The organism is Pseudomonadota bacterium (genome assembly GCA_039196715.1).
GTDB lineage: Bacteria > Pseudomonadota > Gammaproteobacteria > CALCKW01 > CALCKW01 > CALCKW01.
This window is the reverse complement of the sequence record JBCCUP010000011.1, coordinates 55,540-79,400: the sequence shown is the minus strand read 5'-3', so window position 1 is coordinate 79,400 and position 23,861 is coordinate 55,540. Positions and strand designations below refer to the sequence as shown.

Genomic DNA, 23,861 nt, shown 5'->3' with positions numbered 1-23,861 from the left:
GGCTCTACCCGATCGTGTTCTTCTGGATGATGCTGATCGTCGCGCTGAAGCACTCGATGTGGCGGAGCTGGTTCGACCGGGGCGCGATCACGCGCCGCTTCGGTCTGGTGATCGACTTCGCGCTGGTGTTCGCTGCCGCCGCGATTTCGCTGAGCTACCTGACCGAGCTCGAGGCCGTGTGCCTGATCGACGTGGTCCAGGGCGACCGCGCCGCTCTCGTGCAGCAGGCCCTCGACGCCGATATCGAGTACGCCGAGTTGCTCGGCCTGCCGATCCCCGACACCGCCGACGACCCGGCCTGCCAAAGCACCACCGGCGCGTGGTTGCCGCTGATCCTGTTCGCCTCGGTCGTGGTGTTCCTCGTTTACAACATCAAGGTCTGGGGTTTCCCGCTCGTGCTGGTGTCGCTGCTGATCGCAACCTACACCTTCGTCACCGTGATGAATTGGTATTTCAACGGTGCAGACGGCCAAAACAAGTACCTGATCACCATCCTCAGCAGTGAGGAGCCACGCAGCCTGACATCGGGCCGCGAGTTCGTGCGCGACGCGCTGATCAACAACACCGCAGGCCTGCTCGGGCGCTTTCTCAACGTGCTGCTGTTGCTGGTGTTCCCCTACATCATCCTCGGCGCGCTGTTCGGCCGCTGCGCGGGCGGTCAAGCGCTGATCAAGCTCGCTTTTTCGGCCACCCGCAACTTGCGCGGCGGCCCCGCGCACGCGGCGGTGGTGTCGTCGGCGATGTTCGGCACGATCACCGGCGGCCCGGTGGTCAACGTGCTCTCGACGGGGGTGCTGACCATCCCGATGATGCTCAAGCGCGGCTTCTCCAAAGTCTTCGCCGGTGGCGTCGAGGCCGCCGCATCCTCGGGCGGGTCGATCATGCCGCCGATCATGGGCGTCGCCGCGTTCATCATGTCGGCGATGACCGGCGTGCCCTACCGCGAAATCATCATCGCGGCAATCATCCCGGCGCTCTTCTACTTCTTCTGCTTGTTTCTGTCGGTGATCTTCCAGGCACGCAAGCAAAACATCCAGGCCGTCGGCGAACTCACCGACGACATGCGCCTGACCGGCGAGGACCGTCTGCACCTCGTGCAAATCTTCGCACCAGTGCTGCTCGTGCTGTTGCTGTTGCTGACGCCGAAGGACGCGGTCGGCTGCAGTTGGCTGTCGGTGTTGCTCGGCTCGGTGGTCGAGCGAAACGGCGACGTATGCACGGTGGTGTCGATGCCCTGGATCGTCGAGCTGTTTCAGAACGCCGCGGGCGACGCGAGTGCAGCCGGCTGGTGGGCCGTGGTGCTGCTGCTGTTCCTGATGCTGCTCGACAAGGCATTCCGCGCCAAACCGAAGAAGATCTTCGACGGCCTGGCCCAGGCGGGCGTGACCGTGTCAACCTTGTATCTGATGTTCCTGGCCGTCACCGTCATCGACGTCTGCCTCAACTTCACCGGGCTCGCAAAGTTTGTCGCGGTCGACGTGCTCGGGTACCTCAAGACCTTCGACGTCTCGGTGTCCTCGGCCAGCTTCCAGCTCTTTGCGCTCGCGCTGACCATGCTGCTCGCGGTGCTGCTTGGCATGGGTATGCCGGCGGTACCGGCCTACATCAATGTGGCGCTGCTGATGGGCCCGATGCTCGTCGGCCTCGGCATCGCAACCTTCACGGCGCACATGTTCGTCTTCTACTTTGCGGTCGCTTCGGCGATCACGCCGCCGGTGGCACTCGCGGCCTTCGCTGCGTCGACGATCACCAAGGCCGATCCGATGCGCACCGGATTCTCGGCGGTCAAATCCGGCATCGTGATGTTCACGATACCCTTCGTGTTCGCGCTCTACCCCGAGTTGCTGCTGATCGACAAGGCCGTGATCGACCCCGGCACCGGCCAGTTCCTCGCCGGCCACGACGGCCGCGTGGACATCGCGTGGCTCACGTTGCTGGTCGCTCGCCTTGCGCTGGCGCTCTACCTCGTCTCGAGCGCGCTCTCCGCGTACGACCGCGCGCAACTGAACGTTGTCGACATCGTCGTGCGGCTCGCGGTGGCGGTGCTGGTGCTGTTCAAGCCGGTCGAGGTCTACGCGCCGGCACTCCTCGCCGGTGCCGCCATCGTCGGCTTCCACACCTGGCGCCACCGCACCGTGCCCGCCTGATTTTCGCGACGACACCGCGCCAGCGAGGAGCCCGCCACCATGACCAGCCAACCCAACTTCCTCTACGTGATGGTGGACCAACACCGTGCCGATTGGCTCGGCTGCTACGGACATCCGGTCGTCAAAACGCCGAACATCGACGCACTGGCAGCGAGTGGCACCCGCTTTGACGAATTTCACGTCGCCACCCCGATCTGCATGCCGAACCGCGCGAGTTTCATGACCGGTCGGATGCCGTCGGTCAACGGGCTGCGCTACAACGGCTGCGCATTGCCCGCGCGCGCCAACACCTTCGTCGACGTCTTGCGTGCAAGCGGCTACGCCACCGCCTCGATCGGCAAAAGCCATCTGCAGCCAATGACCGCCATGCAAGCCCGGCACAGTGGCAGCGTACCGAACGGCCCGATCGCCGAGGCCTGGCAGGCGGACACCGACCGCTACGACTTCGAAGAGCCGCCGCGCTACCAACGCGACGAACCAGCCCCTTTCCCGACGCCCTACTACGGCTTCGACCACGTCGACATGGTCACCGCGCACGGCGACAAGGCCAACGGCCACTACCGGCAGTGGTTCCGCCGTCAACACCCTAACTGGGAAGCGCTGCACGACCCGGCAAACGAGCTTCCGCACGACTACGGCTGCCCGCAGGCCTACCGTACGCCGGTGCCCGAGGCGAGCTACCCCACCGCGTACATCCGAGACCGCGCGGCCGACTACCTTCGGGACCACGCCGACGATCGCCAGCCGTTCTTCTGCTACGTGTCCTTCCCGGACCCGCACCACCCCTTCAACCCGCCCGGGAAATACTGGAACCTGTACGACCCCGACGATTTCGAACTCGAGACACGCTTCGAGGACCACCGCAACCCGCCGCCGCCGCTGCTCGCGGCGCGGCGCTACTTCGAAGAGCACGGCGGCGGTCAACAGACGCCGCAGCACGCATTCATGGCGACCGACCGCCACGTGCGCGAGGCCATGGCGTTGACCGCCGGCATGATCACGATGATCGACGACGCCGTCGGCGCGCTCGTTCAGACGCTCAAGGACACCGGGCACTATGACAACACGGTGATCGTCTTCAACGCCGACCACGGCGACTACCTGGGCGACTTCAACCTGCTGCAAAAAGGCGCCTGGGCACAGCGGTCGATCCACCGCGTGCCGATGATCTGGTCGGACCCGAGTACCCGAACGGCCCGCAGCAGTACCGCACTCGCCTCGACCATCGACATCGCCGCAACCGTGCTCGACCGCGTCGGGGTCGACCCGTACAACGGCATGCAAGGAAGGAGCTTTCTCGAGGCGGTGCACGGCGACGCCACGCACCGGGATGCGCTGCTGATCGAATTCAACGACGGCTTTGCCCGCGACGGCTTCCAAGAGAGTGCGCGCGTGCGCACCGTCGTGACCCACGACTGGCAGCTCTCGGTCTACAAGGACCAGGACTGGGGCGAGCTCTACGACCTCGCCAACGACCCGAAGCAAACCCACAACCTCTGGGACAACCCCGACCACGCCGCGACCAAGGCGCGCCTGTTCGAAACCCTCACGCAGCTCTTGATCGGCCAGATGGACGACAGCCCGCTGTCGCGCCGCCTCGCGTGAGTCGGCACGTGTGCGCCCGTCAGTGCGCGCACAACTCGGCAAACATCTGCTCGGTGTTCCCTGCGTGGGCCAGGTCTGCCCGCACCCGCACCGGCCGTGCCGTCACGCTCGGGTGGTTCGAGCTGGCGATCAGGCAGCGGCCGTTCAGGGCGAACTCACCGCGCGTGATACACCCCCAGACCCAGTGTGCGTGCACGGTGGCAACAGTCGGATCAATCGTGTCTGGTCCTGCCCGACTCTGCACCGACATCAGCTCAACACCCCGAACGAACGCCGGTTCGGCGAGCCGGTCAGTCGGCTCGAACGCAGCTGTCTCGGCGACCGTCTCACCCAGCATCCGCCAGCGGGCCACGCCCGAAAGTTGACAGTCATTGGTCGACAGCTGCACCAGGAGCAGCATCGCGTCAATCAGCATCGCCTGACCGTCGTTGAGGTACAACGGCACGGGGTCATCATATGCCAAGCCGGGAATACGCATGGCCGGTGCGTGCAGGAGCGACACCAGTGCGTTGTCGAGGTGCCGTCGTGCCATCATCTGTCGCAGGCTTTCACGCAGCGGAAAGTAGCCATCGAGGATATCCTCGAACACTGCGCCAGTGTCCGCAACGATCACGCCTGTTGACACACGCCGCTCAAAACAGGTTGAAGTATTCGGTTTGCTCCCAGTCGGTCACCGCAGCGAGGTAACGCGACCACTCGGCACGCTTGAGACACAACAGGTAGTCCACCACTGACTCGCCCAGCGTGTCGCGGTAGAGCGCACTGTCCGAAAAGGCCTCGATCGCCGCCAACAAACTGTCCGGTAACGCTGCTGCCGTTTCGGCATACGGCGTATTTGACGGCGGCGGCGGGGACTCACTGCGCGCGATGCCGTCGAGCCCACTGAGCAACTGCGCAGCGAGCGCGAAATAGGGGTTGACGGTGGCATCGGCAACGCGGTTCTCGAGCCGGCTGGCGGCATCGCCGGGTGTCAGTAACGCCCGGACCATCGCGCCGCGGTTGTCATAGCCCCAGGCCACGCGGTTCGGCGCCAGTTGGTAGTCACTGAAGCGCTTGTAGCCGTTGACCGTCGGCGTGGTCAGCAAGCACGACGCCGGCGCGTGACGCAACAAGCCGGCGATCCACCCCGCGGCCTCTGCCGTCAGTTCACCGGCCTCAGCCGGCATGAAGGCGTTTCGCCCCGACTCGGCATGCAAAACCGATTGGTGGATGTGCCACCCGTTGGCCGCTGCGTGGGGCAGCTTGGGCCGGGCCATGAAGCTCGCGTGCAAGCCGCGTCGGTGGCACATCTCCTTGACCAGGGCCCGAAACAACACGAACCGACGCGCCTGCGTCATCGGGTCGGTCGGCTCGAAGGTGAATTCGAATTGGCTCGGGCCCATTTCGATCTCGACCGTTCGCACGCCGAGACCCGTGGTTTGCGCTGCCCGACGCAGTTCGTCGAGCAACGGCTCCACTTCGGCGTAGCGGGCGTCGGTCAGAAACTGCCAACCCTGGGTGAGGTTGCGCGTGCCGACGGCGGCCGGTGGCATGCTGGCCTGCGCGTGATCGAGCGCAGGGTCAATCCGTTCGAAGACCTGAAACTCGGCCTCGAGCCCCACCACCGCCTGCAGACCGTGATGCGCGAGGCGCGCCACAGCGCGAGCGAGGATCTCGTGCGACGAGAACGCGAGCGGCGAGCCGTCGCGCGCGTGGAGCGTGCAGAACACACGGCGCGCGTGGGGTGACCCGGGCACGGGGGTCGCGGTCGTGAGGTCGGGCGCCGCGAGCACGTCACTCGCGCCATTGAGCGCCATACCGGCCACACTTGCCCCGCCTTCCCACACCGGAAACACCGTCTTGTGTGCGGTGTCCTTGAGCAACAGCGTCGAGGGCATGCCAATGCCGTGCGCACACGCCGACAGAACCGCATCGACCACCACCGTCTTGCCGCGCAAGATGCCGTGCTGATCAACAAAGACCAATCGAACCGTCTCCACGCCGTCGGCGTCAAAGCCGGCAAGCACCTCGGCTGCGGCCAGGCAGTCCGCCTCCGAGCGTATGCCCGCCGCAACGAGGCCACCCGAGCGCAGTGCCGTGTCGATGCCGTTGCCCACGTTCACACGGCGGGCCAGGGGCACGCTGCACGGCGTTCGCGGTCGGCCTGGGCGCTGGCGCGTTGCCAGTCAGCCGTCGGTGCAATCGCATCGTTCGACAGTGGACCTGTGAGCGAGGCCGCAGTGCCGTCGTGCATCGGCAATTGCAGGCTGTCGCCCCGCGCCACCGCGGCAATGGCCTTGCGCAGCATCCGCCGATTGCGGATGACGGCGACATCGCTGCGCCCGAGGTGCTCACGCGTGCGGTCCTGAATACTGCCCATCATTTCCACAGCCCATTGGTCGTGCACGTTGATGTCCAGACCCATCCCCGTGTAAGTGAGTGTCGCTTGCTCGTGCGGATCGTAGCCGTAGTCGTTATCCCGGTGTTTTACAGGCTTGTATTCCGGCAGTTCGTGCTCTGCCAGGCGCTGGGCCCGCATCACTGCCTTGTCCACCGGTTGGTCAAAACTCGTGAACAGGGTGTACCAGTAGCAATGCTCGTCGTCGACGGGCACGTGCCACTGGGTGATGGTCATCTCCCGTGACATCGGGATGCAGATGGCTTGTGGGAAGATCGCATTGGTCACACGGACGTGCGTGTGACCGTTGTCGAGGTGTCTCAGGGCGGTGATCTTCAAACCGTACTCGGTCTCATCGACGCTGATCTCCGGCCGCGGGTACTCGCGCAGGATGTAGGTCATCGGCAACTCGGTGCCGGCGGCTTTGTCGCGGAACTGCTTGCCGTACGCGGCTTCGGGATCGTCGTCTTCGAGAAAGCGGTGCAGGAAGCTCGCGTGCGCGGGGTCGATACCGATCTCAAGAGCCTGAAGCCAGTTGCACGCCCAGAGCCCCTTGAAGGCGAACACGTGGCTGTCTGGCGCGCGGAAGCAATCAAAATTGGGCAGCGCCGGTGCCTCACCCGGGCCGAGGTAGGCGAACACCACGCCCCGTCGCTGCACAGTGGGGTACGTCGGGCCCTGCGCGTCGACCTCGACCCGATCAGGATACCGCATCGGGCTCTCTTCGGGTGTGGGCCGCCGCGTGACCAACTGCCATTGATCGCCACGCGGCACCATGGCAAGCCGTTCTCCAAGCAGGTTGACGGGCACCGCTCGACCCGTTTCCAACTCGTCCATCAGGCAAGCGGGCTGCCAGTAGTGTCGCAGCACGGCACCGGCTTCCGCACCCGGCCCCACACGCGTGAGCTGGTCGTTCAACCGTTGAGAAATCATGTCATGTCACTCCCGTTCGACCAGTCCGGCGTCGGCGCGGGCTCGCCCTGCCCGACATACGCATAGATCCGCCCGTCGACCTCGTGCAGCGGCACCATGGGCACCTTGATCGCCTTGTACATGACCGAGCCCGGCGGCTCGGCAGGCTGCTCCACACACTGACCAGACCGGTCGAAATGCCAACCGTGGAAAGGGCAGCGTATGCCATTGTCTTCCAACCGACCAAAACACAAGTCCGCGCCACGGTGTGGGCAGTGACGACCGATGAGCCCCAGCTCACCGGTGTCATCCTGGAACAGGATGTACGGGCGGTTGCCGATCACCACCGGCAGCAACGGACGCGGCTCGACCAAGTCGCTGCGGTGCGCGACAAACGCCCAGGGCGCCGAGGCGTCGGGATCGATCACGGTGTGGGGAGCCGGCATGATTCACCCAATAGTGTGCGATAATCGCACATATGTGTTATTAGTGAAAATAGAACAGCGCCGTAGGAACTGTCAACGTGAACAACAGCCAGGGCTCAGCCACCGTGTCCAAGGGCCTGAAGGTCCTGGCGTGCTTTTCGACGCCGAGGCGCAGCTTCACCATGGCCGAGATCGCCAGACACACCGGCTTCGATCGGGCAACCGCTCGACGCCTGTGCTTGAGTCTGGTCGAGGCAGGCTACCTCAGCCTCGTCGGCCGCGAGCTGAGCCTGACGCCGAAGATCTTGTCGATCGCAGGGGGCTACCTCGGCGCCAACGACATCGGCCTCTCTGTTCAGCCCGTGCTCGACCGTTTCGCGGAATCCGAGGGCCGTGACATCGCGCTTGCGGTCAAGGACGGCGATCAGGCCCTCTACGTCGTGACCTCGCGCAGTGATGCATCGCGGTTGTCGTTCGGGCTCACTGTCGGCAGCAGCTTGCCACTGCCGAGCACGGCTGTCGGGCGCGCGTTGCTCGCCCAGTGTCCCGCCGCCGAGATCGGTGCCGTCCTCGCGCGCGTCCCGCTGCCCCGACACACCGAACAGACGCGCTGCGATCCAGCGGCGATCGAGGCCGCCGTGGCAGACGCAGCGGCCACAGGCTACGCCTACGTCGAGAACGAGTTCGAATTGGGCGCTGCCGCCATCGCCGTCCCGGTCGGCACCTTGTCGGGCAGCCCGGCTGTGGTGGGCACGACACAGACCGTGAACGCGTTCGGCACAGCGGTGCAGCGCGAACGGGCGTTGGACGCCCTGCGCCAGACCGCGATGACACTGCGTCGACTCTCGCTGTTCGCACAGACAGCACCAGGCTTGTCAGCCCGTTGAGCTGCGTGCTCGACACTGCGAGCCGCTGATCGCCCCCGACATCGACACCGCTCAACGCTGCCGCGAGCACCTTGAATACAAAAAACTGTGGCGCCACGCGTGCAGGTGGGGTGTCGAAGAACAGATCCGTGTGATCGCCGCCGCTTGCCGCCACCAGGCGGCCTACGCCGCCCTACACCGGCATCAATCGACCGCGCTGAACACCGGTTTCAGCACTGGCCGCGCCTCGGGCGGTTCGGCAGCCGCAGCGGGGTTGCCGCTCTGGCCAGAGTGCCGCACGGTCGCCAACCGACTCAGTGCCACGTCTCGCGGTAGTTACCCGGGGCCACGCCTTTCCACGCCGAGAACGCGCGAATGAACGAGTTGGTCTCGTTGTAACCCAGCAGAAAGGCGATCTCGGCCAACGGTAGTCGCGACGCGGTCAGGTAGTGATCCGCCAGTTCCTCGCGCACCGATTGCAGCACGTCGTGGTAGCTCACTGACTCGGCCGTGAGCTTGCGCTGCAGTGTGCGTTTACTGACAGCGAGTCTGTCAGCCGCGACGTCGATCGAGCACAACCCGGCTGGCAGCAGCTCGAGCAGCACCGCGCGCAGACGCTCGGACACCGTGCTGTCCGTGTCCAGGTTTGCGAGGCGGGTGTTGAGTTCCGATTCAAAGAACGCCCACATCCGGGCATTGGCTGTCAGGAATGGACGGGCCATGTCCACGGATGAAAAGCCCAGCACGGCGGCCTTGCCAGTGCGCACACGGCAACCGAAATACTGCTCGTACTCGGCGCGTTTCTCCGGCCATTGCGACACACAGACCTCCACCGGGCACACGCGGTGCCGCGTGGCCAGGCGTGCCAACTGGGTGAAAAAGGTGAACTCGGCAAGCTCGAGCGCCGTCGGCATGGGCCCGTGGTCGTCATAGCACGACAGCGAAAGCCGAGTCACTGCGGGCTCGCGATGGATCGCCATGTGCATCGGGCCAATCAGGGGCTTGTATTGCTGGATTCGCGTCAACGCCACATCGAGATCAGGGCTGCAGACCGCGGCGAACAACGGCGGATCGAACGCCTCCACCGACAACGCCTCGGCCAGCAGCAACGCCATCTCCTGCTCACCGGTGGCCTGCTCGAGACCTCGCCACAAACGGTAATACTCATCCGGCGTGAGCGTGGCGTCTGCGCGGTTGAACAGGTCTGCCGGCAAGCCGGCGTGAGTCAGGGCGGATTCGACGTCAACCTGCATGTCCTGCATGAGCAACGCCCAGCCCGGTTGCACCTTGAAGTGGCTTGCCCGTTTCACCTTGCTACCGCCCCGGAGCTAGTGGGATTTTTCCATCGCCTTGCGTGACATCGCAAGCACGGTCTTTCGCGGCAACAACGGTATCACCCAATTCAGCAGGAACTTGAGTTTGCCCTCGTTGAACGCGACCAGCTCGCCAGCTTCCATAGCGTCATAGCCACAGCGCGCAACCGATTCGGCCGACTTGGCCGTCTTGAAGATATCGACACCTTCAAGGTCGCCAGCCGCAACAAAGCCGGTCGCGACGGCGCCCGGGCACAGCGCGGTGACGGTGACATTGTGTTCGGACAGCTCTTCGGCAATCGCCTGCGAGAACGACGTGACGTACGCCTTGGTGGCGTAGTAGACGGCTTGCAGGGGCCCCGGCATGAACGACGCTGTCGACGACACGTTGAGCACACGGCCTTGTTTGCGTGCCACCATGCCCTGCAGGTAGAGGTGGGTCAGGTCGGTCAGACTGACCATGTTCACCTGCATCATGCGCTGTTCGGCCGCCAGATCGCGCCCGTGAAACACGCCATGGCCGCCAAATCCGGCGTTGTTGATCAGCGTGTCGATCTGCAGACCCAGGGCCTCGGTCTGCTCGAAGATCGCCTGCGCCGCGCCGGACCGGGACAAGTCCTGCGCAATCACCGTGACGTCGACGCCGTGGGCTTGTGAGAGCGAATCGGCGATCTCGTCGAGTTTGTCTTGCGATCGGGCGACCAACACCAGGGCGCCGCCACGTTGGGCGTGGATGCGCGCGAGTTCCAGTCCGATGCCGCCGGAGGCGCCAGTGATGAGAGCAGTGTTCGGCATGTCGAGCTACCGGTCAGTTGAGTGTGGCTTGAATCGTATCGGTTCCGAGGCCAGAGGCCGCAATCAGAACGCGCCAACTGACTCGCCAAAGGTGCCACCCTGGCCAACGCGGATTCGGCGGGCGCGCCGCGCGCCGCCGGGTGCGATCCGACGCGCGCGGTGGTAGCGTCAGATGCACTTCCCCCGGAACCGACCATGCCATGAAGCGCCTCTACGATTTCAGCCGCAACCCGGCCACCCGCAACTTCACTGTCGCCGACCTCAGGGCGCTGAAGGGATCGAGTCAGACCCTGTCGATGTCCAACCCCGCGGACCGCGATCAGATCCGTGCGTGTGTCGAAGCCGGTATTGACCTCTTCGTGGTCGGCAGCGAGCAGATCGAGGACGTGCGCGAACTCGCACCGGCGCACTTCACCGGCGTTGGCTCGACCTGGGCGCAGTTCGGCTCGGACGAAGAGATCATCGCGCACGCGTTCGACGGCATGCGCCGCGGGGCAGACATGTACTATACCTTGCGGTCCTTCGACGTGATGGAGCGACTCGCCCGCGAGGGCATACCGGTGCAGAGTCACATCGGCCTGATACCGACCTTCAGCCACCACTGCGGCGGCCTGCGCGCGTTCGGCCGCACAGCCGACGAAGCCCTGCAGATCTGGAACACACTCAAGCGCATGGAAGACGTCGGCGTGTTCGCCGTGGAGGTCGAGTGCATCGCGGAGGACTTCCTGAGCGCTGTCAACGACAAGACCACGGTCGTGACCTTCTCGCTCGGCTCGGGTCCCGGGGGGGATGCGGTCTTCTCGTTCGTCGCCGATGTCTGCGGCGAGGCGAGCGAAGAGGACACGCCGCCGAAACACGCGCACGCGTTTGGCGACGTTGGCCGACTGCACCAGCAGATCCACACCGAACGTGTTGCGGCCCTCGGCGAATTCCACCGTGAAGTGACCGCAGGCCATTTCCCCTACGCGTCCACCAACATCGGCATGCACGCAGGCGAGCGCGACCGGTTTCTCGAGGCACTGGACCGATGGGCGCCCACACACCAGTGAGCGGCCCGGGGCAGCCGGCGCACAGCAGCCGGGTCAGAACACCCCGTTGCCGTTGCGCACCTTGCCACCCGTGAGCAGGCTGTAGAGGCGCATCGAGAAGCCGATGCCCTGAATGGCATCCCAGTGCTCGACCAGCTGCCCGTCCACCACGCGCCAGGTGTCCATGATGTTCAAGCCCTGACGGTCGTCACCGCGGTGAGCCGCCTTGAGGGTGGCGTGGGAATGCAGGACCACGTGTTCACCGTCGACATGCACGTGCTTGACGTCGTAGCTGAACTCGGGCGCGCGTGCGACCAGGTCGCGCACGGTGTTGATAACGCCCTCGATGCCGTCGGCGATGTTGCGGTTGTGCTGCCGGTAACGCTGGCCGCCGAAGCGCGCCAGGACAGCGTCGAAGTCGTGGTCGTTCATGATCAGTTGCGCAAACCCGATGACAGCTTGGGCGTTGCGTCGATCGCGGTCACTCCAGTGCGGTTTCGCCAGCGGTTCGAAGTCAATGGTGGGTACGCTCATACGCAATTCCTCGGCGTGGACAACAGGGTCATTTGCTTGCATTTTGCAAGTTATAATTTTTGCTTGCGAGTTGCAAGTGAAATACGATGTTCTCGTACCCTAAGCCACGAGCTTCCGCCATGCCACGGCGTTCAGATTGCCCCGTATCCAACGTGTTGGACCTGGTCGGTGACAAATGGAGCCTGTTGATCGTGCGCGATCTGCTGTTTTTCGGACGCCGCTCCTACTCCGAACTGCAGAGCGCCGACGAGCGTGTGGCAACGAACATCCTGTCGAACCGCCTGGCTCGCCTCGAGGCCCACGGGATCATCTCCAGGCAACGCGACCCGGAGGACCGGCGGCGGAAGCTCTACGGCTTGACCGCGGCCGGTGTGGACCTGCTGCCGATCGTGTTGGAAATGATCCTGTGGAGCAGCAAACACGACCCGAACACGAACGCACACGCCCAGTTGGTTCACCGCGCGAAGCACGATCGCGAGAACCTGGTGCGCGATATCCGCGTGCGCCTGGCGCGTTGAACGATAGGTGCGTCGCCGCTGCCGAGGTCTGGCAGCCGACACGCGGTGTGTTGTCGGGGTTTTACCGGACGCGAGCACGCGGCCAGCGGTGTACCCTGTTCGTTTTCCTGTCTGGAAGGACCTCGACATGACCCGCAACCGACTGTTTGCCGCCGTTTTCTCCACCCTGCTGTTCGCTGCGCCCGTCGCCGCCGACGACGGCATGGTCACCGTCGCCAGCCCGCACACCGTGGCCGGCACAATCGACCGTCTGGCGGCCGCGCTCGAGAGCAAGGGCATGACCGTGTTCACGCGCATCAACCACGCGGCGAATGCCACCAAGGCCGACCTCGCATTGCGCCCGACCGAAGTCCTGATCTTCGGCAACCCCAGGATCGGCACGCCGTTGATGAACTGCGCGCAGCGCCTTGCCATCGACCTGCCGCAGAAGATGCTCGCCTACGAGGACGAAGAGGGCCAGGTCCACCTCGCCTACAACGCGCCGGACTACCTCAACGCCCGCCATGGCGCGTCGGCGTGTGACGCGGTGTTCGCCAAGGTCACCGGTGCACTGGCGAATTTCGCCAAGGCGGCCACCGCGCCCTGACCCCACGCTCGGCGCGAATTTCGCAACGCTCTACCGCATCACACCGCCGCGCCACACCCCGTCGGCGCCCGATCGGTTGGAGGTTGCGTCGCGATGGTTGTTGTTTGGGCCCTGCTTGTCCTTGTTCTCGGCTCGCTCGGCCCGATTGCAGCCATCGCCGTCTTCAGGCTGTACCGCGCGCACCAGCGTTTGTCTGACCGGGTCGATTCCCTCGAGCAGACACTCGCGAGCGCCAGAACCACACCATCCGCCGCACCGGGTGATCCCGCGCCAGTGGCAGAACCAAGCGTCGACTCCGACGCGCCGCTCACCGTCGTACCGGGCGCGTTCGTCGGCCCCCCGCGACGTGCGACCTGGGCCGGGCCGGACAGGCCGGTGCAATCGCCTGGCCGTGCCGCCGGATTCGACGCGCTGCTGGGGTGGTTGCGCGAGAACTGGGTGCTCACGGCCGGTGCTGTGTCGCTCGCCTTTGCCGGTGTGTTCCTCGTGCAATACGGCGCCGAACACGGCTACCTGACCCCGACTGCGCGCGTCTGGTGTGCCATGGCACTCGGTGCGTTGCTCGTCGGTGGCGGCGAGGCTTTGCGCCGCCGACACGGCGACGACACGGAGCCCACCACCCGTTTCTTGCCCTCGGCCCTCGCCGGCGCCGGCGTCTTCACCCTGTTCGCCGCGGTGCTCGCCGCACGCGGCCTGTACCAGCTCATCGAGCCACTGACCGCCTTGATCGCCCTCGCCTCGATCGCGGCTGCAGCGGTGCTGCTCGGGTGGTTCTACGGGCCCTTCCTGTCGGCCGTCGGCATCGTCGGCGCCCTGATTGCCCCGTACCTCGTGGGTGGTCGTTCGGACACACCGTGGGTGCTGTCGTATTACTTCGCCGCCCTCGCCACGACCGCGCTCGCAATCGACAGCATCAAACGGTACGCCTGGCTCGCCGTCATCGGCCTCGGTGGCGCGACGGTATCGGTCTGGACGATTTACCTGACATCGGGCTTCCCCGCCCACTTCCTGATCGCGAGCGGCCTGTTGGCGGGTGCCGCACTCACGGTGCCCTCGCATCAGTTGCGCCCGACGGTGTCCGGCTCTCCGGTGTCGGGCCTGGCGTTCAAGCTGCCGCTTCCGGGCCTCCCGGTCTGGTTGGGCTGGCTGGCGGTGGCCAACGCGAGTGCGGCGGCGGTGGTCGTGGGTGTCGCCACCGACATCGCACACAACGGCCAGGCGCTCATCGCGTTGGCTGTCACGCTGGGGGTGGCGTTGTTCTGGACGGCACGTTCGACGGCCTTCATTGACCTCGCGCTCTGGCCCTGCATCGCATTTGTCACGGTGGTCGCGTTGCAACCCCAGCTGGAGGGCGGCCTCTACAGCGACTTCACACGACCGCTCGACGAACGCGAGCGCCCCGCTGCCACTGTGTGGGCGATCGTGGCAGTCGCGCTGCTGACCAGCGTCCTTGGCTTCGTGCGACAGCGGCAGTGCGAAACACCGTTGTTTGCCCGTTTGTTCTGCGCCGGCAGCGCCGCGTTCACGGTCGCGGTCGTCTTTGCCCTGGAGTGGCAATGGTTACCCGCAGCGCACTACGGCAGTACCCATTGGGCGCTTGGCATTGCAGCGGCTGCAGCCGGCGTGGCGATCCTCAGCCGACAGAGCGCTCACCAGAGCGTCGCGGACGCACCGATGCACGCAGCGCTCTACAGTATTGCAGCCCTGACGCTACTCGGACTGTCGCTGTTCGTGGCGTTCACGCACACCGCCCTGACGCTCGGCCTGGCCGTGTTGACGCTTGCGGTCACCGTGCTCGACCGACGCTTCGCGTTGCCGCTGCTGCCCGCCCTGGTGAAGGTCGGCGTCCTGATCGTGGCATACCGTGCGGTGGTGGATCCGGGCGTCACCTGGGCGACGCGGACGTTCGATGCCCCGCCTGTGCTCGATGTCCTGCTCGCCTACGTCGGACCGCTGCTGGTGCTCGGTCTTGCGCGTGCGACCGTGCGGACCACACAGCCAACGCTTCGGGTCAGCATTGCGTGCGGCATGTGGAGCGTCGGTGCGGCCGGGGTCTTTGTCGTGCTGGTCCGCCTGTTGCCCGGTCGCGGGCTGGAGAGCCACTGGGGCATGGGCCTGTTGGCCGCGCTGTGGCTGGTGGCGTGCCTGGCTCAATTGCGCCAACTCAGCGGCGCCGGCCGGTTCGAGCAAAACCTGCGTGGCATTGTCGCGTGCGCACTCGGCGCGCTGGTCGTCGGCGCCGTGGCCGCCGGCTTGTTCGGCTTCAACCCGTTGACGTCGGCCAGGGAGGCCGTCGTTGGTCCGCCTGTCCTGAACTCCCTCGCGCTGGCCTACCTGCCTGTTGCCGCGGTGCTCGGACTCGCCGGTTTGCGTCTTGAGACCCCCTGGCGCCACACGTCGACACTGCTGCTCAGTTTGGCCTCCGGCTTTGCCCTGTGGTACCTCGCTCTCGCCATTCGCCACGTGTGGCAGGGGCCGAACCTGTCACAGCCGGGCGTGCTGGACGGCGAGCTCTACAGCTACACCCTTGCCATGATGGTGATCGCTGTGGGCCTGCTGACAGTGGCCTTCCTGCGACGGAACGCGCGGTTGCGCACCGTTGCGATGGCAGCGGTCGGCGTGACCATCGGCAAGGTGTTCCTGATCGACATGGCCGACCTGACCGGCCTGATTCGCGTGTTGTCGTTCCTGGGTCTCGGCCTCGCTCTGATTGGTCTGACCTGGCTCAGCCGCGTGATGGACGCCCAGTGGGGCACAACCGCCACCAACACCGACGACGGTCCCGAGCCGGCGCCTGGCTAGGCCACCAGGCAGCGGTTCCGGCCCTGCGCTTTGGCGGTGTAGAGCGCGCGGTCGGCGCGCACGAGGATCGAGGGCAGGCTGTCGCCGCGCAGGTACTGGGCGATGCCGCAGGACACGGTGACCGAGAGCGTCTCGGTGTCCGAGGTGTGCACCAGCGCAGCGATGTGCGCACGCACCGCCTCGGCCCACTGCAGCACCGCCGGGTGGTCGGCGTCGCGGATCACCGAGACGAACTCCTCACCGCCGAGCCGGGCTGCGAGGTCCCCTTCGCCCGTGTGTTCGCGCAACACCGCGGCCGTCGCCTTGAGCACCGCATCGCCGACGTGGTGGCCGTGGGTGTCGTTGACGCGCTTGAAGTGATCGATGTCCCAGATGATGCAGTGCAGCTCGCCCGCGCGCGTCGCCTTCTCGAGCCAGCCCTTCATGCTGTCCTCGAAGGCCCGCCGGTTGTAGAGGCCCGTCAGGAAGTCGTGGGACGCCGTGTTGTGCGCCTCGACCAGCGCTTGCCGCGTGCTCGAGAGCTCCGTTTCGAGTTTTGAGAGCCGGCGTGAGAGCTCGCGCGTCTCGCGTGCGGCCTGCTCGCGGGCCGAGCGTGCGGCTTCGGCGTACTGGTCCATGCGCGTCCGGATCGCCCGCGCCCGCGTGACGACGTGCTCGCGCACCTCGCTGAGCGAATCGCTGTGGTCGAAGATCGACACGATGTCCACCGACTGATCGGACACCGCCCGGTGCACCGCGAGCGCGTCGGACAGCGCCGCCGCGTCGCGTTCACCGAGCGCACCGAGGAAGTTCTCGACCACGCCCAGTTCGCTGCCGAGGTGCCAGACCAGGTGGCGCATCTGCTTGTCGCGCGTCACGAGTTTCTGCAGCACCTTCTCGAGCAACACGGTGAATTCGTCGAGGATGCGCTCGAGCTCGCCGAGCTCGAGGGTGTCGTCGCGCAGACAGTCGATCAAACCCTGCGCCTGCTCGTAGGCGACGCGGTCGAGCGGCAAGGTGGTGACCATCGCGCTCAGTCGCTCGCGCACCGCGGCGTTCAACGTGGTCTCGCCGAGCGCGTCGCCAATCGGTGCGAGTGCGTCGGCGAGCGGGTCACCGGCCTGCAGGCGCGCCGCGGCGGCCGACTTCGCACGGCCAGCGGGCAACACCCTGTCGAGGGCGGCGCCGACCGCGTCGCGCGCGGCGAGCTCGTGCGGGCGCAGCGCATCGGCGTCGAGTGCGCGCTGGTAAATCGACAGAAACTCGCCCGCCAGCTCGCTGATGGCGTCGATGTCCTCACGGTTGGTGCTGACGCCGCGCGCCAGGCGCCGCGCCGCGTCCACGGTGGCGTCGTTGGCCGCGTAACCGAGCCGTGACAACGCCGGAATCACATCACCGAGCACGTCCGCCTGCTGGTACGCTTGCTGCCGAAAGGCCTCGGCCTCCTTTTGCAGCAGCGCGACGCGCGCTTCCAGTTTCTGGAGTCTGTCAGCAGACACCCCGCCCTCCCGATTGTCCCTGAGCGCCGCGACAGGCGTGCCCGCCTGCGATCAACGCGTGTCGTCAGGGTATCGGCAGGCCGGGTTCGACCTTCACGCCGGTCACACCGCCAGACGGGCAGCCTGAACCGCCGCGCAGCCGAGTGGCACCCGCCCACACGCCGGGCCACCCGTGGGGGCACAGGGGACACAGGGGGGCAGCCGCCCCGTTCAGGGCACCGCGAAGGTCAGCGAGGCCCAGAGGGTCTGCCAGACCACCCCATCCTTGCTGCCGGCCGGCGCCGGCCGCAAGTGGACGGTGTCCACGAGGTAGCTGTGGCCGGCCTGTACCGGCAGCATCGCCACACCGGCCTCGTCGGTGCGGTGCAGCGTGGTCACCACCTCGCCGTCAGCGCCCTTCTCGAACAGCTCGATCTGGACGTCCGCGCGCGGGGCATCGGCAAGGAAGGCCTGCACCGGCATGCCCTCGCTGAGGTCATCGAGGTAGGGGTTGACGAGCGCCACGAGTTCGATTTCGAGGCCAACGCGGCGGTCCGAACCACGCGCGTCGCCCACACCGACAAGGGACTTCGCAAAACGCCGGTAGCGCTCGCGGAAATCGGCCGCCGGGTGGCCGAGCGCGACGTGCTCGGCCTGGGTGAGGTCGAAATCCTTGTGGTCAATGAAGTTCTGAAACTTCTCCCAGTTCGGGTAGCGCAGCCGCTGGGTTTCGGACTGCACCACGAGGATGCCGAGCCCGCTCTCGGCCGGCTCAACCGACACCGCGGGCCGCCGCCCGAGATCACCGGTGATCGCCTGTTGTGATGCACCAACGATAAAGTCATGCTTCGCGTACCGGCTCGGGATAAACGAGAGCCGGTTGCCTTCGAAGTGCTCGCCGTTGCGAAAGTGCGCGACGACCTTCTCAGACGCCGCCACGGTGTAGGCCTCGGGCTCGATCCAGAACTCGTGCGCGTGCCCCGGGGCCACCAGCCCACACAGCAACACCCACGCAAAAAGACGACAGCACATGACACTCACCGAAGCGGCGTACGGGTTCGCCATTAAAGCGCGCAAAGCCGCAAAGTCAACCGGCGCGGCAACGCTGATCGCCCTTGGCTGCGCCGCGACGGCGCACGCACACGAGGTCGAGCCCGCCATTGTCAACGTCACCGTGGCAGCCGAATCGGTCAGCGTTGAGATCACGCTTTCGCTTGAACCCATCATTCTCGGTATCGACCTCGATGGCCTCGAGGACACCGATGATGCCGTCGATTCCGAGGCTTACGACGTGCTTCGGCTCGCGTCCCCGGAGGAACTCAAACCGCAGTTTGATGCCGTGTGGCCGACGATCAAACCCAAGATTCGATTGCACGCAGGCGAGGCGCGGCTCGACCCGGTCATCGCATCTCTCGTCATACCCGACATCGGCAACGCCATCCTCGCCCGCGAAAGCGTGCTGTTGCTGACGGCGGATCTGCCCGCCGACGGCGCCCCGGTGCGCTTCGGTTGGACTGCCGACCTCGGCAGCTTGATTGTCCGGCAACTCGATGCAGACGGGGTGGTTGGCTATGCCGCGATGCTCTCGAGCGGGGCTGACTCCGCACCGATGCCGCGCACCCAACCGGCCGAGCTGAGCCTGGCTCAGACGCTGCTGCACTACACCGTGGTGGGTTTCGAGCACATCATTCCGAAGGGCCTCGACCACATCGTGTTCGTGCTCGGCCTGTTCTTCTTCTCGCTCGCGCTGAAGCCGTTGATTTGGCAGGTCACGGCCTTCACCCTTGCCCACTCGGTGACACTGGCGCTCGCCAGCCTCGGCCACATCAGCGTGCCGGCCAGCGTGGTGGAGCCGCTGATCGCGCTGTCGATTGCCTACGTCGCGGTCGAGAACCTGCGCGGCGGCGAGATCACCTGGGTGCGCACCGCGGTGGTGTTCGGCTTCGGGCTGTTGCACGGGCTCGGCTTCGCCTTCGTGCTCGGCGACGTCGGGCTGCCGCCCTCGCAGTTCTTCGCCAGCCTCTTCGCGTTCAACGTCGGCGTGGAGATCGGCCAACTCGCGGTGATCGCGGTCGCCTGGCTCGCACTCGGCCTGCCGTTCGGCAAACGCGCGTGGTACCGCCGCGGCATCGCCATCCCCTGTTCACTCGCGATCGCCGCACTCGGCGTCTACTGGACTGTGGAGCGGGTGTTTTTCTGAATCCGGTTTTCTCAGCCGGCAGCACAGGTGCGAACGCGGTCTAGAGGTCGTCTGCGTCACGACACACATCGCGAATCAGGTCGACCACCAGGGCCGCCGCCGGACTGAGTTCGTCGTGCGAGCGTGTGGTGATGCCGATCGGCGTGAGCGCGGTGTCGAGGTGCACATCCAATACTCGCAGCAGGCCGAACTGGGCTTCATCGCGCGCCACAGCGGACGACAGCAACCCGATGCGGTCTGTCGTGCGCAAAATTGACCGAACCGCCTGAACCGAGGAAACCTCCAGCACATCAGTCGGCAACTCGAGACCGTAGCGCCTGAAGGACGTGCGCACATCCCGCATGATCAACGCTTGTCGCTCGGGCATGACCCAACGCTCGGAGACCAGATCGCTCAGCTCGAGGTCCGCGTGGTCCAGGATAGCGTGCTCCGGCCCACAGACCACGCTGATGCCGTCGTACAGCAAGGGGATCTGACGCAGCCCGTCTATCGTGGCATCGGGCAAGCGACCGACAAGCATGTCGAGTTTGCCCTCGAGCAACAGCGAGGTGTTCAGCTGCGAGGCTCCGCTCGACATCGTCACGCTGATGTTCGTGTCGAGCGCGTCGAGACGCGCCACGACGCGCGGCATGATCTCCGGCCCGACGGCCGGCAACATCGCCACCGTGACATGCCCCGCACGCCCGGCTTTGCGCGCCCCGAGGTGCTGTGCAGCGGACGTCATCTGGTTGACCATGATCTGCGCGTGTTGCGCAAACTGCTCACCGTAGGCGGTCAACGACATCCCCCGACGCGAGCGTTCGAACAGCAACACGCCGAGGGTGTTCTCGAGTTCCCGCAGCGCGTGGGTCAGCGCGGGCTGCGACATACCCCGCGCCTCGGCCGCTTTGTGCACCGTGCCGTGTTGCACGATATCGAGCACCAGCTGCAGCTGAACAAAGCGGATGCGTTCAAGCGCTCGCAGGCTGACGTCAGCCTCCGGTGTGGCCGAGCCGCCGCCGACACCGTCACTCACGAGGCACCAAACAATAGAATTTTTCTATCATAGGATAAATTATAGTGCCTTTATTGCTATCGGGCATTGTGCCAAGGTGTCGTGGACAAATTCGTTCAACGCACGCACACGCGTGCGAAAACAGGGGGAGAACATGAACACACGCACGGTTCTGGGGAGCGTGCTCGGCGCGCTGGCACTGGTGTCCACGGCCACCGTCAACGCGAGCACCGTCTTGTCCGCCCAGGGCGGCAGCGCTGGCGGATCGACCCACGTGCCGCTGGTCGCCTTTGGCAAGGCCGCTTCCGACGCCGAGGTCGCCGAGATTCAAGTGACCGACGGCAACACCTTGACCAAGACCCTGCTCGGGATTGCGACGGGCAAGGTCGATATGGGCATCATTCCCGTGGCCGCCACCGGTTTGCTGCGTGGCGGCAAGGGCCCGTACAAGAAGCTCGACGAGGGCACCCGAGGCGCGCTCAAATCCAAACTGCGTGCGGTATTCGGTTTCGATGCCGGGTACTACACCTTCGTCACCTTTTCCGATTCGGGCATCGAAAACTTCGACGATTTCAAAGGCAAGAAAGTCCTGGTCGGCCCACCGAGCGGCGCGGCGAGCAACAACTCGATCGCGATGATCGAAGCGGCCGCGGGCCTCAAGGCCGGCGACGACTACGAAGCGGTGAAGATGGGCTGGGGTGCGGTCAACCAGGCGTTCACCGACCGCAAGGTCGACGTGCTGATGCGGCCCGGTCCCTGGCCGAGTGCGCCGTTGATGCAACTGCAGGCTGCCGGCGAAGTGCGTGTCCTGGGCTTGCCCGCATCGGTCATCAGTGGACCGGTATCCAAGCGCACCGGCTTCGGTGGCTACGAGGTGGCGGTCAGCGACATGGGCGAAGGCAATTTCGTCTTCAGCGGTGAGGGCACAGGTGACGGCAACGTCAACCTGATCGCCTACAAGATGATGCTCACCGTCAACGAGAGCATGGACGAAGAGCTCGTGTACGGCATGACCAAAGCGTTTTTTGATCGCTATGACGACGCGATGAAGAGCGCTGCGTGGATGCCTGGCCTGAACATCAAACGCGTGATCACCGGGCTTGAGGAAGTGGAGATGAAACTTCACCCCGGCGCGATCCGCTACTACCAAGAAGCCGGTTTCAGCCTGCCCGACAGTGTGATGTGAGTCCGGTTTGAGCGCGGACGTGACACGCCCAACGGTGGGCGCCAGGCTGTCCAATGGCCTGGCGTCCGTCGTCATTCTGGTGGTCCTCGCCACCGCGGTGCCGGAGGGCGTCGGGGTTCCCACGCTGGACATCAGCGAGGAGTTTCTGAAAGCCGGTGCCTTTTTCCTGCTGATGAGCGCGCTGCTGTTGCGCGCTCCGTTTCAACAGTGGGTCTCGAGTGTCCGCGCACAACGCGCGCTCGAATGGGGGTGCTTTGCCGCCATCAGCCTGTTCACGTTCACCTACCTGCACGAGACGCTGATGGAGAAACCGGATCTCTTTCCGGTGTCCTGGCAAAGTTACGCCGACCCCATGTCGCGCTTGCTCGAAGGGGTACCCGACTGGGTCGCCTTTGCAGCCGTCAGTGCGGCTGTGGCCCTGCTCTGGATGAATTGGACCATCTGGGGCGCCGGCATCGCCGGCATTGCCATCGCCTGCGTGTGCTACGTCGTGATCGCCGCGATCGGCACCCACCTCGACTGGTTTTCCGGCAACAAATTCCTGTCCTACGTGCCCGCCGCAACCGACCCCAAGGGTGAACTGCACAAGTGGCTGATCGTCGGAGACGAACACTCCCTGCTCGGCCGCTTTCCGGGCATCCTGCTGAACATCGTCATTCCCTTTGTCGTGCTCGGCAGCCTGTTCTCGCAAACCGGCGGCGGTAAATCGCTGATCAAGCTCGCCTTCAACCTCAGCCGCAACTTGCGCGGCGGGCCCGGGCACGCGGCGATCATGTCATCGAGTATTTTCGGCACCATGTCGGGTGGCCCGGTGGTCAACGTGCTCGCGACCGGTACGCTGACCATCCCGATGATGCTCAAGCGCAAGTTCTCGCCGACCTTCGCCGGCGGCGTGGAATCCGCTGCGTCCTCGGGCGGGCAGATCGTGCCACCGGTGATGGGTGTGGCGGCGTTCTTTCTAGCCGATTTCACCGGCGTGCCCTACAGCAAAGTCGTGTTGGCCGCGCTGATTCCGGCGTGCCTCTACTACTTCACGCTGTTCATCTCGGTGTCGATCGAGGCGCGGAAAATGGACCTTCAGGCCATCGGGGACGACCTGCCTGCCGAATTTCAAATGCAGCGCCAGGACTACCTGAACCTGTGGATTGTCGGCATACCCATCGGCATCATCGTGGCAGTGCTCGCAAGCCAAGCCTTCTCCGTCACGGCGGCAGGACTCTTCGCGGTCACAGCGCTGGTGATCGTCTCGTTCATCGACCCCGATGTCCGTCAAAAGCCCCGGCTGCTGCTCGACGCGCTCGGCAACGCTGGCATCCAGGCGGCACGCATCATGTTGCTTTTCATGGCCGTCGCCATCGTCGCCGCGTCGCTCTCCGCGACGGGCTTTACCAATTCCTTTGGCACGCTGATCGCGCAGATTGTCGAGAACTCGCTGTCGTTCACCGTGTTTGGCGCCGAAGTGTTGCTGCCGGGTTACGTGTCTCAATTCCTGGTGTTGTTCGTCACCATGTTGCTCGCGCTGTTGCTCGGCATGGGTATGCCAACCCTGCCGGCCTACGTGAACGTCACCATCGTCATGGCCGCCGTGCTGGGCAACCTCGGGATCGGCTTGTTCACGGCCAACATGTTCGTCTTCTACTTTGCGGTGGCGTCGGCAATCACCCCGCCGGTGGCCATTGCGGCCTTTGCCGCCGCTTCCATCACGCGGGCGGACCCCTTGCAAACCGGTTTCAACTCGTTGCGGCTCGGTATCAGCATGTTTGTCATCCCGTTCGTCTTCGCCTTCTACCCCGAACTGCTGTTGATTGAGGAGGCGTTCGTTGCGGACACCACGTCGGGTCGGCTGCTGGCGTCACGGCCGGACGGCTTCGAAATAGGCCAGTTCATCAGCATCCTGCCGCGACTCTGCCTGTGCATCGTGCTGTTGGCGACCGCTTTCTCGCGCTTTGATGTACGCCGCGTGGGTGGCGCAGAATCTCTGCTGCGGATCGCGCTGGTCATACCGTGCCTGCTGCCGTCACCCACCGTATTCGTACCCGCCTGCGCTGTCGCCTTGCTGCTGTTGGTGCGAAACGCGTGGCGCGGACCCGCGAGCAATACCGCCCAAGCTTGACAC

At 65.3% G+C, this 23,861-nt stretch carries 20 protein-coding genes; 10 read left to right on the top strand and 10 right to left on the bottom strand.

Annotated features, from left to right (window positions below):
* Both AAGA11_06430 and AAGA11_06425 read left to right on the top strand, forming a co-directional pair.
* Positions 1 to 2,147: TRAP transporter fused permease subunit (locus AAGA11_06430; GenBank protein MEM9602479.1), on the top strand; the 2,147-nt coding region annotated here is incomplete at its 5' end.
* Positions 2,148 to 2,186: 39 nt separating this feature from the next.
* Positions 2,187 to 3,752: a sulfatase-like hydrolase/transferase gene (locus AAGA11_06425; GenBank protein ID MEM9602478.1), complete on the top strand. Its 1,566-nt coding sequence runs from the start codon at positions 2,187 to 2,189 to the stop codon at positions 3,750 to 3,752.
* A gap of 19 nt (positions 3,753 to 3,771) precedes the next feature.
* On the opposite strand, the gene AAGA11_06420 is transcribed toward AAGA11_06425, so the two are convergent.
* Genes AAGA11_06420 through AAGA11_06405 form a run of 4 tightly spaced genes read right to left on the bottom strand, consistent with a single transcriptional unit; the run spans position 3,772 to position 7,487 of the window.
* Positions 3,772 to 4,377, bottom strand: a complete 606-nt coding sequence (locus tag AAGA11_06420) for a hypothetical protein (GenBank protein MEM9602477.1) — start codon at positions 4,375 to 4,377, stop codon at positions 3,772 to 3,774.
* A gap of 7 nt (positions 4,378 to 4,384) precedes the next feature.
* Entirely contained in the window at positions 4,385 to 5,854 is a 1,470-nt protein-coding gene (locus AAGA11_06415) for a glutamine synthetase family protein (protein MEM9602476.1), read from the bottom strand.
* Complete coding sequence (locus tag AAGA11_06410) at positions 5,851 to 7,062, bottom strand: aromatic ring-hydroxylating dioxygenase subunit alpha (protein ID MEM9602475.1); 1,212 nt, start codon at positions 7,060 to 7,062, stop codon at positions 5,851 to 5,853. Before AAGA11_06410 ends, AAGA11_06415 begins: the two co-directional genes overlap by 4 nt.
* On the bottom strand, positions 7,059 to 7,487 hold the full coding sequence (locus AAGA11_06405) for a Rieske 2Fe-2S domain-containing protein (GenBank protein ID MEM9602474.1): 429 nt from the start codon (positions 7,485 to 7,487) through the stop codon (positions 7,059 to 7,061). The genes AAGA11_06410 and AAGA11_06405 overlap by 4 nt, the downstream gene beginning before the upstream one ends.
* A 77-nt stretch (positions 7,488 to 7,564) precedes the next feature.
* Between AAGA11_06405 and AAGA11_06400 the strand changes: the two genes are divergently transcribed.
* Positions 7,565 to 8,353: an IclR family transcriptional regulator C-terminal domain-containing protein gene (locus AAGA11_06400; GenBank protein MEM9602473.1), complete on the top strand. Its 789-nt coding sequence runs from the start codon at positions 7,565 to 7,567 to the stop codon at positions 8,351 to 8,353.
* Between the two features lie 293 nt (positions 8,354 to 8,646).
* Here the strand turns inward: AAGA11_06400 and AAGA11_06395 are convergent, their stop codons facing one another.
* A complete protein-coding gene (locus AAGA11_06395) occupies positions 8,647 to 9,642 on the bottom strand; it encodes an AraC family transcriptional regulator ligand-binding domain-containing protein (protein ID MEM9602472.1) in 996 nt (331 codons plus the stop codon).
* 18 nt (positions 9,643 to 9,660) lie between these two features.
* Positions 9,661 to 10,440 carry an SDR family oxidoreductase gene (locus tag AAGA11_06390; protein ID MEM9602471.1) on the bottom strand — a complete coding sequence of 260 codons (780 nt, stop codon included), beginning with the start codon at positions 10,438 to 10,440 and terminating at the stop codon, positions 9,661 to 9,663.
* 200 nt (positions 10,441 to 10,640) lie between these two features.
* Here AAGA11_06390 and AAGA11_06385 point away from each other — a divergent pair, with 200 nt between their 5' ends.
* On the top strand, positions 10,641 to 11,489 hold the full coding sequence (locus AAGA11_06385; protein MEM9602470.1) for a 3-methyl-2-oxobutanoate hydroxymethyltransferase: 849 nt from the start codon (positions 10,641 to 10,643) through the stop codon (positions 11,487 to 11,489).
* A gap of 33 nt (positions 11,490 to 11,522) precedes the next feature.
* Here AAGA11_06385 and AAGA11_06380 read toward each other — a convergent pair whose 3' ends face one another.
* Positions 11,523 to 12,002: a nuclear transport factor 2 family protein gene (locus tag AAGA11_06380; GenBank protein ID MEM9602469.1), complete on the bottom strand. Its 480-nt coding sequence runs from the start codon at positions 12,000 to 12,002 to the stop codon at positions 11,523 to 11,525.
* 119 nt (positions 12,003 to 12,121) lie between these two features.
* On the opposite strand from AAGA11_06380, the gene AAGA11_06375 reads away from it, so the two are divergent.
* The 3 genes from AAGA11_06375 to AAGA11_06365 all read left to right on the top strand — a co-directional run bounded on the left by AAGA11_06375 (position 12,122) and on the right by AAGA11_06365 (position 15,908).
* Entirely contained in the window at positions 12,122 to 12,520 is a 399-nt protein-coding gene (locus AAGA11_06375; GenBank protein ID MEM9602468.1) for a helix-turn-helix domain-containing protein, read from the top strand.
* Positions 12,521 to 12,647: 127 nt separating this feature from the next.
* Positions 12,648 to 13,106: a DUF302 domain-containing protein gene (locus AAGA11_06370; GenBank protein ID MEM9602467.1), complete on the top strand. Its 459-nt coding sequence runs from the start codon at positions 12,648 to 12,650 to the stop codon at positions 13,104 to 13,106.
* A 93-nt stretch (positions 13,107 to 13,199) separates the two neighbouring features.
* Complete coding sequence (locus tag AAGA11_06365) at positions 13,200 to 15,908, top strand: DUF2339 domain-containing protein (protein MEM9602466.1); 2,709 nt, start codon at positions 13,200 to 13,202, stop codon at positions 15,906 to 15,908.
* On the opposite strand, the gene AAGA11_06360 is transcribed toward AAGA11_06365, so the two are convergent.
* Entirely contained in the window at positions 15,905 to 17,386 is a 1,482-nt protein-coding gene (locus AAGA11_06360) for a GGDEF domain-containing protein (protein ID MEM9602465.1), read from the bottom strand. The genes AAGA11_06365 and AAGA11_06360 overlap by 4 nt on opposite strands.
* Positions 17,387 to 17,596: 210 nt before the next feature.
* Positions 17,597 to 18,397, bottom strand: a complete 801-nt coding sequence (locus tag AAGA11_06355; protein ID MEM9602464.1) for a DUF4198 domain-containing protein — start codon at positions 18,395 to 18,397, stop codon at positions 17,597 to 17,599.
* On the opposite strand from AAGA11_06355, the gene AAGA11_06350 reads away from it, so the two are divergent.
* A complete protein-coding gene (locus AAGA11_06350) occupies positions 18,396 to 19,565 on the top strand; it encodes a HupE/UreJ family protein (protein MEM9602463.1) in 1,170 nt (389 codons plus the stop codon). The genes AAGA11_06355 and AAGA11_06350 overlap by 2 nt on opposite strands.
* 40 nt (positions 19,566 to 19,605) lie before the next feature.
* Here the strand turns inward: AAGA11_06350 and AAGA11_06345 are convergent, their stop codons facing one another.
* Complete coding sequence (locus AAGA11_06345; GenBank protein ID MEM9602462.1) at positions 19,606 to 20,580, bottom strand: LysR substrate-binding domain-containing protein; 975 nt, start codon at positions 20,578 to 20,580, stop codon at positions 19,606 to 19,608.
* Between the two features lie 133 nt (positions 20,581 to 20,713).
* Between AAGA11_06345 and AAGA11_06340 the strand changes: the two genes are divergently transcribed.
* Positions 20,714 to 21,745 carry a TAXI family TRAP transporter solute-binding subunit gene (locus tag AAGA11_06340; protein ID MEM9602461.1) on the top strand — a complete coding sequence of 344 codons (1,032 nt, stop codon included), beginning with the start codon at positions 20,714 to 20,716 and terminating at the stop codon, positions 21,743 to 21,745.
* Between the two features lie 19 nt (positions 21,746 to 21,764).
* Complete coding sequence (locus AAGA11_06335) at positions 21,765 to 23,858, top strand: TRAP transporter fused permease subunit (GenBank protein ID MEM9602460.1); 2,094 nt, start codon at positions 21,765 to 21,767, stop codon at positions 23,856 to 23,858.
* Positions 23,859 to 23,861 lie beyond the last annotated feature (3 nt).